Source organism: Massilia sp. DD77, from assembly GCF_036961685.1.
Lineage (GTDB): Bacteria > Pseudomonadota > Gammaproteobacteria > Burkholderiales > Burkholderiaceae_D > Telluria.
The window spans coordinates 23,314-30,412 of record NZ_JBAMDH010000047.1 but is presented as its reverse complement, the minus strand read 5'-3'; the positions used below and the strand labels follow the sequence as shown (position 1 = coordinate 30,412).

4 protein-coding genes are annotated in these 7,099 nt (G+C 67.3%); 3 read left to right on the top strand and 1 reads right to left on the bottom strand.

The genetic code is table 11. The features are described from left to right. Positions 1-494: 494 nt before the first annotated feature. Positions 495-2,078, top strand: a complete 1,584-nt coding sequence (locus V7778_RS22370; RefSeq protein ID WP_335559320.1) for an isocitrate lyase — start codon at positions 495-497, stop codon at positions 2,076-2,078. A gap of 170 nt (positions 2,079-2,248) precedes the next feature. On the opposite strand, the gene V7778_RS22365 is transcribed toward V7778_RS22370, so the two are convergent. Then, entirely contained in the window at positions 2,249-4,465 is a 2,217-nt protein-coding gene (locus V7778_RS22365) for an NADP-dependent malic enzyme (RefSeq protein WP_335559318.1), read from the bottom strand. A gap of 637 nt (positions 4,466-5,102) precedes the next feature. Between V7778_RS22365 and V7778_RS22360 the strand changes: the two genes are divergently transcribed. Together V7778_RS22360 and V7778_RS22355 are read left to right on the top strand one after the other, a co-directional pair. Continuing rightward, positions 5,103-5,444, top strand: coding sequence for a hypothetical protein (locus V7778_RS22360; RefSeq protein WP_335559316.1), 342 nt, complete (start codon positions 5,103-5,105; stop codon positions 5,442-5,444). Between the two features lie 24 nt (positions 5,445-5,468). After that, complete coding sequence (locus V7778_RS22355) at positions 5,469-7,082, top strand: L,D-transpeptidase family protein (RefSeq protein ID WP_335559314.1); 1,614 nt, start codon at positions 5,469-5,471, stop codon at positions 7,080-7,082. The last annotated feature ends 17 nt before the right edge of the window (positions 7,083-7,099 follow it).

Below are 7,099 nucleotides of genomic sequence, written 5' to 3'. Positions count from 1 at the left end.
ATCGCCTCGCACACCTGGTCCAACCCGACCGCCGGCCGCAAGGCATCCATCAGTTGGAGACGCTGGCGCCTGGTCAGTAGGGAAAGCTGCCGCAGCCACCTGCCAAAGTGTTTCGTTTCCATCGCTGCTCCACTGGTCGGTGAGAATGCGATTGGACTCTGGCAAAGCTCGACAGTTCAATTTCCACACGCAGCGGTGACAGCGCCTACAAGAACATGCCGCATTTCACAGAAGCGAACCGCATTTCACATCGTAGAATTTGGCCGCCGTCTGGAAAGCCCCCAATTCTCGCCTATCAAAATTTCGTTCCGCATCCCGGAATGCGACATCTAAGCCTTTGAAATTGCTCGCTAAGTTTTATGTCATATGTCTTATATAAGACATGAAAACTTCGGCCGACCTGCCTTATCATGGAACCATGCGAACGCGCCTTCGCCCACGCAGTGCGGCGGATTCGGCAAGCAGCAGATTTCCAACCCTACCAGGAGCTCGACATGTCCCAGTACCAGAACGATATCCAGTCCATCACCCGCCTCAAGGAGCAGGAAGGCAGCGGCTGGAACGCCATCAATCCCGAATCCGCCGCCCGCATGCGCGCCCAGAACCGCTTCAAGACCGGCCTGGACATCGCCCGCTATACCGCCGGCATCATGCGCCGCGACATGGCCGCCTACGACGCCGATTCGTCCAAGTACACCCAGTCGCTGGGTTGCTGGCACGGTTTCATCGGCCAGCAGAAGATGATCTCCATCAAGAAGCACTTCCAGAGCACCGAGCGCCGCTACCTCTACCTCTCGGGCTGGATGGTCGCCGCCCTGCGCTCGGAGTTCGGCCCCCTGCCCGACCAGTCGATGCACGAGAAGACCGCCGTCGCTTCGCTGATCAAGGAGCTGTACACCTTCCTACGCCAGGCCGACGCCCGTGAACTGGGCGGCCTGTTCCGCCAGCTGGACGCCGCCAACGACCCGGCCGCGCGCGCCGCGGTCCAGGACAAGATCGACAACTTCGTCACCCACGTGGTGCCGATCATCGCCGACATCGACGCCGGCTTCGGCAACGCCGAGGCGACCTACCTGATGGCCAAGCAGATGATCGAAGCAGGCGCCTGCTGCATCCAGATCGAGAACCAGGTGTCGGACGAAAAGCAGTGCGGCCACCAGGACGGCAAGGTCACCGTGCCGCACGAGGACTTCCTGGCCAAGATCCGCGCGGTGCGCTATGCCTTCCTGGAGCTGGGCGTGGACGACGGCATCATCGTCGCCCGCACCGACTCCCTGGGCGCCGGCCTGACCAAGCAGATCGCCTACACCCGTGAGCCTGGCGACCTGGGCGACCAGTACAACAGCTTCCTGGACGCCGACGAGATCGCGGCCGACGAACTGGGCAACGGCGACGTGGTCATCAAGCGCGACGGCAAGCTGCTGCGTCCGAAGCGCCTGCCGAGCAACCTGTTCCAGTTCCGCGAAGGCACCGGCGAGGCGCGCTGCGTGCTCGACTGCATCACCTCGCTGCAGAACGGCGCCGACCTGCTGTGGATCGAAACCGAGAAACCGCACATCGCCCAGATCGGCGGCATGGTCAAGGAAATCCGCAAGGTGATCCCGAATGCCAAGCTGGTGTACAACAACAGCCCGTCCTTCAACTGGACCCTGAACTTCCGCCAGCAGGTGTACGACGCCATGCAGCAGCGCGGCGAGGACGTCTCGGCCTACGAGCGCACCCAGCTGATGAGCGTGGAATACGACGACTCGGCCCTGGCGCGCGAAGCCGACGAGCGCATCCGCACCTTCCAGGCCGATGCGGCGCGCGAGGCGGGCATCTTCCACCACCTGATCACCCTGCCGACCTACCACACCGCCGCGCTGTCGACCGACAACCTGGCCAAGGAATACTTCGGCGAACAGGGCATGCTGGGCTACGTGGCCGGCGTGCAGCGCAAGGAAATCCGCCAGGGCATCGCCTGCGTCAAGCACCAGAACATGTCCGGCTCGGACCTGGGCGACGACCACAAGGAATACTTCAGCGGCGAAGCGGCCCTGAAGGCTTCCGGCGCGCTCAACACGATGAACCAGTTCTGATCGCGGCGCGGCCCCGGCCGGCGAAAGCCGGCCGACCGCCGCCAGATCAATCGCAAAAGGCAGACGCTCGCTATCGGGCGTCTGCCTTTTTTGCGTCATCAAGCGCCGATGGCAGGCCCGCGGACGGCGCCAGGCTGCCGGCTCGACACGCGAGCCGGCATGCCCCCCTACTACACCGCCTCGCCGCCGCGGGCTTCCGATGCGGCCAGCGCCGTCATGTTGACGATACGCCGCACCGTCGCGCTCGGGCTGAGGATATGCACCGGCTTGGCGGTGCCGAGCAGGATCGGGCCGACCGTGACGCCTTTGCCGGCCGCCACCTTCAGCACGTTGAACAGGATGTTGGCCGCGTCCAGCGAAGGCATCACCAGCAGGTTGGCGCTGCCGCCGAAGCCGTCCCCGATGTGGTACATGGCGCGGATGTCTTCCGACAGCGCGGCGTCGCCGTGGATCTCGCCGATCACGCACAGTTCAGGATCGGCCTGCTTCAGCAGCGCGTGCGCTTCGCGCATGCGGCGCGCCGACGGGCGTTCCGAGGAACCGAGCGAGGAATGCGAGAGCAGGGCCAGCTTCGGCTCCAGGCCGAAGCGGCGCACCTCGGCCGCGGCCAGGCGTGCGATCTCCGCCAGTTCGCTTGCCGATGGCTGGTCGTTCACATAGGTGTCGGTAATGAACAGGGTGTACTTGTCCAGCACCAGCGCATTCATTGCCGCCAGCACGCCGACGCCGGGCGCCGTGCCGATCTCGTTCTGCACATGCGTCAGGTGGCTGTCGTAGCTGCCGCGCATGCCGCAGATCAGGGCGTCCACCGCGCCCGATTTCAGCAGGCGGGTCCCCTGCAGGGTGGTATCAATCTCGGCCTCGACCAGGGTGTAGTCGAGCTCCGGGCGCAGGCGCAGCCCCGCCTCCTTGATCGCACGCGCGACGGCGTCCGCCTGGCCGATCAGGACCGGATGCGCCAGGCCTTCGTCGACCACGGTCTGGACCGCGCGCAGCACGCGGACGTCGAGCGCTTCCGCATAGGCCACCTTGCGCAATTGGGCCCGGGCCTTGGCGAACACGGGCTTCATGAAGAAGCCGGTGTGGTAGATCATCTGCGCCAGCTTCTCGCGGTAGGCGTCCATGTCGGCGATCGGACGGGTGGCGACGCCGGATGCGGCGGCCGCTTCGGCCACGCGCGGGGCGATGGCGGCCAGCAGGCGCGGATCGAAAGGCTTGGGGATGATGTAGTCGGGGCCGAAGGACAGGTCCTGGCCTTCGTAGGCCGACGCCACCACGTCGCTGGCTTCGGCTTCGGCCATCTCGGCGATCGCGGTCACGCAAGCCAGCTTCATCTCGTCGGTGATGCGGGTGGCGCCGCAGTCCAGGGCGCCGCGGAAGATGTAGGGGAAGCACAGCACGTTGTTGACCTGGTTCGGATAGTCCGAACGGCCGGTGGCGATGATGCAGTCGGGACGGGCGGCTTTCGCCACTTCCGGGCGGATTTCCGGCTCCGGATTGGCCAGCGCCAGGATCACCGGCTTGTCGGCCATGGTCTTGACCATCTCGCCGCTCAGGACCCCCGCGGTGGAACAGCCCAGGAAGACGTCGGCGCCGTCGACGATGTCGGAAAGTAGGCGCGCCGCCGTGTCCTGCGCATAGCGCGCCTTGTTGGCTTCCATATTGGCTTCGCGGCCCACATAGATCACGCCCTTCGAGTCGGCGACGAAAATGTTCTCGCGCTTCACGCCCAGCAGCACCATCATGTCCAGGCAGGCGATCGCCGCCGCGCCGGCGCCGGAAGCCGCCAGCTTGATCCGGCCGATGTCCTTGCCCACCACTTTCAGGGCGTTCAGCAGCGCCGCGGTGGAGATGATGGCGGTGCCGTGCTGGTCGTCGTGGAAGACCGGGATGTTCATGCGCTCGCGCAGCTTCTTCTCGATGTAGAAGCATTCGGGCGCCTTGATGTCTTCCAGGTTGATGCCGCCCACGGTGGGCTCGAGCATCGCGATCGCGTCGACCAGCTTGTCCGGATCGAGTTCGTCCAGTTCCAGGTCGAACACGTCGACGCCGGCGAATTTCTTGAACAGGCAGCCCTTGCCTTCCATGACCGGCTTCGAGGCGAGCGGGCCGATGTTGCCCAGCCCCAGCACGGCGGTGCCGTTGCTGATCACGGCAACCAGGTTGGCGCGCGAGGTGTAGTCGGCGGCGGTGGCCGGGTCGGCGGCGATCTCTTCGCAGGCGTAGGCCACGCCCGGCGAGTAGGCCAGCGACAGGTCGCGCTGGTTCGAGAGCGGCTTGGTGGCCACCACCTCGATCTTGCCGCGTACCGGGCTGCGATGGTACTCGAGCGCGTCCGCGCGCAGCTGGGTGTCTCTAGCTTCGTTGAGGCTGCTTTCAGTGCTCATTGTTCTTCCTATCCCTTGGTGTGTGAGGTTCGCCGGCGCCGGCCGCCGCGCGCAGCGGCAAAGGTCTCGCGAACATGGTCTGGTTCTGTTTTTCCTGCGCCGGAACGATGCGGGCGCCGCCTGCGCCGCTCCGGTCACCTCCGAATACGCTGTGTGTCCGCTCGACCGAGCGGGGAAGGCCCCGGCGACTGCGGCGCCGGCGTATCGGGCGCACGCGCTGCCGCCGAGCCTTCCAGTTCTCGCATGGCCGCCTGGTGGAATGCTTGCCGCTGCTACTTTATCGGGTCCTGGCGCCGGGATGCAGGCCAGGAAGACGGGGAGCGGGTCGAGCCCCCCTTCGCTGCTATTCTAAAACGTTATCGGAACTGGTGTTGAACTCCCGGCAACACGTCTGTCCGATGGCGGGCCGCGCCTTCCCTGCTTGCATCCTTGAAAAGGGGCTGCACCCGAATTCCCTGCGCTCATCCATGGCCTGGCTGAGCAACTGCCGCCCGCGACAAGCCGGCGGCATTGTTCTATGATGGTTTCAGGCCCGGCGCGCTCATCGCAGCGCGCAGGCCGGGCGTGTCCATGTGTCTGCGTTTCCATTGCCTGTGTGTTTCGCAGCAGGCGCCAGACCTAGAACAGGAGAGCCATCATGCCGTCTATCACTATTTCCTCCCTCCGCGGCCTGGCCGCCCTGGTGGCCGCGGCCACCCTGCTTGCCTGCTCGGCGCCCCGGGCCACGGAAGATTCCGCGCGCCAGTCCGGCCAAAGCGCGGCAGGCGCGACACAATCCAGCAGCGGCATGACGGGAGGGATGGCGCCGGGCGCCACGGCCTCGGACGGCGTCGACATGAACCGCATGTGCGCGATCCACCTCGAGATCCGGAACGCGCCGCCGGAGCAGCGCCACGCGGTGATGGAGCGCCACTTCCAGCACATGTCGCCGGAAATGCGGCAGCGGCATATGGACATGATGGGGGAGCAATGCCCGTAAGTCTGCCCGGCTGAGCGCGGCGCCATGTTCCCCGCGCGGGCGCCGCTTTCGTGGAGGCGCCGCCTGTCCGCCATCCTGCTGCTGTCCTTGCTCGGCGGCCTGAGCGGCCCTGCCGCGGCCGGCGCCGCCGGCGCGGACGGCGCGCCGCCGGCCTCCCGGCCGCTCGACCGGCGGCAGATGGTGCAGCGCCTGTACGACATGGCCCTGCCGGCGCCGCGCTGGCTGGACAGCCATGGCGAGCAGGCGCGCCTGGCCCTGCAACTGTTGCGCGACGCGCCGCTGCACGGCTTGCAGGCATCCGACTACGCGCCCGACGCCCTGGCGCGGCGCCTGGATGCGCTGGCCGGGCCGGAGGACGCCGCCGCCTTCGAACGCGAGCTCAGCGCGGCCATGCTCCAGTTCCTGGCCGACCTTCACTTCGGGCGCGCCGGCCACCCTTACCGGCCGCGTCCGGTCTCGCTCGCGGAGTTCGACCCTGTCGCGGTGCTCAGGGAAGCCTTGCTCGCCGGACGCCTGCGGGAAGCGGTCGACGCGTCCGCGCCCACCCTTCCCGTGTATCGCCGGGTCATGACGACCCTGGCGCACTACCGCGGCCTGGCACAGCAGTCTCCGCACTGGCCTGCCCTGCCCGCCCTGGGTGCGCCGCCGCTCAGGGCGGGCGACCGCTACGGCGCGGCGGAGCAGCTGCGCGAACGCCTTCGGCTGCTGGGCGACCTCGACCCTGCGGAGTCCGGCAAGGACGGCCGGCAGGATTACACGCCCGAACTCGCCGCGGCGGTCACGCGCTTCCAGGCGCGCCACGGGCTCGAGGAAGACGGCGTGCTAGGAAGCGAGACCGCGGCGGCCCTGGCGGTGCCGCTGAGCCAACGCGTCGCCCAGCTCGAACTGACGCTGGAGCGCCTGCGCTGGGTGCCGCCCCTGCGCAAAGGGCGCATTATCGTGATCAATGTCCCCTCCTACCGCCTGTGGGCGGCCGACACCCGCGAAGCCGCCCCCCAGCCGCTGGAAATGCGCGTCATTGTCGGCAAGGCGGCGCAGACGCCGACACCCCTGTTCATCGGCCAGATGCGCTACCTCGAGTTCAATCCTTACTGGAACGTCCCGTCCAGCATCCTGGCCGGCGAAATCCTTCCGGCGCTCGCGCGCGATCCGGCCTACCTGCGCAAGAACGACATGGAAGTGGTCACGCGCAGCGGCGCCATCCTGCCCAGCCAGGCGGGCGCCCCGCTCTCCGCCCTGCGCGCCGGCGCGGCCCGGGTCCGGCAGCGGCCGGGCGCCCGCAATGTCCTGGGCGGGGTCAAGTTCGCCATGCCGAACCCCATGGACATCTACCTGCACTCGACCTCGGCGCAGGAACTGTTCGCACGCGCACGCCGCGACCTGAGCCACGGATGCATCCGCGTGGAACGACCGGTGGAGCTGGCCCAGTTCGTCCTCGCCGACCCTGGCCGCTGGGACGGCGACAGGGTGGCGGCCGCGATGCGCGACGGACGGACGCGCAGGATCGACCTGCGCGAGGCAGTGCCGGTCGTGCTGTTCTATGCCACCGCTGCCAGCGACCGCGAGGGCCGCGCCCTGTTCGCCCAGGATATCTACGGGCAGGACGCGCCACTCATCCGCGCCTTGCAGGCACGCTGAGCGTCCTTGCCTCGTTA

Coding starts and splice junctions, on each gene's coding strand:
- V7778_RS22365 (WP_335559318.1), bottom strand. CDS start 4,465: ATGAGCACTGAAAGCAGCCTCAACGAAGCTAGAGACACCCAGCTGCGC.
- V7778_RS22360 (WP_335559316.1), top strand. CDS start 5,103: ATGCCGTCTATCACTATTTCCTCCCTCCGCGGCCTGGCCGCCCTGGTG.
- V7778_RS22370 (WP_335559320.1), top strand. CDS start 495: ATGTCCCAGTACCAGAACGATATCCAGTCCATCACCCGCCTCAAGGAG.
- V7778_RS22355 (WP_335559314.1), top strand. CDS start 5,469: ATGTTCCCCGCGCGGGCGCCGCTTTCGTGGAGGCGCCGCCTGTCCGCC.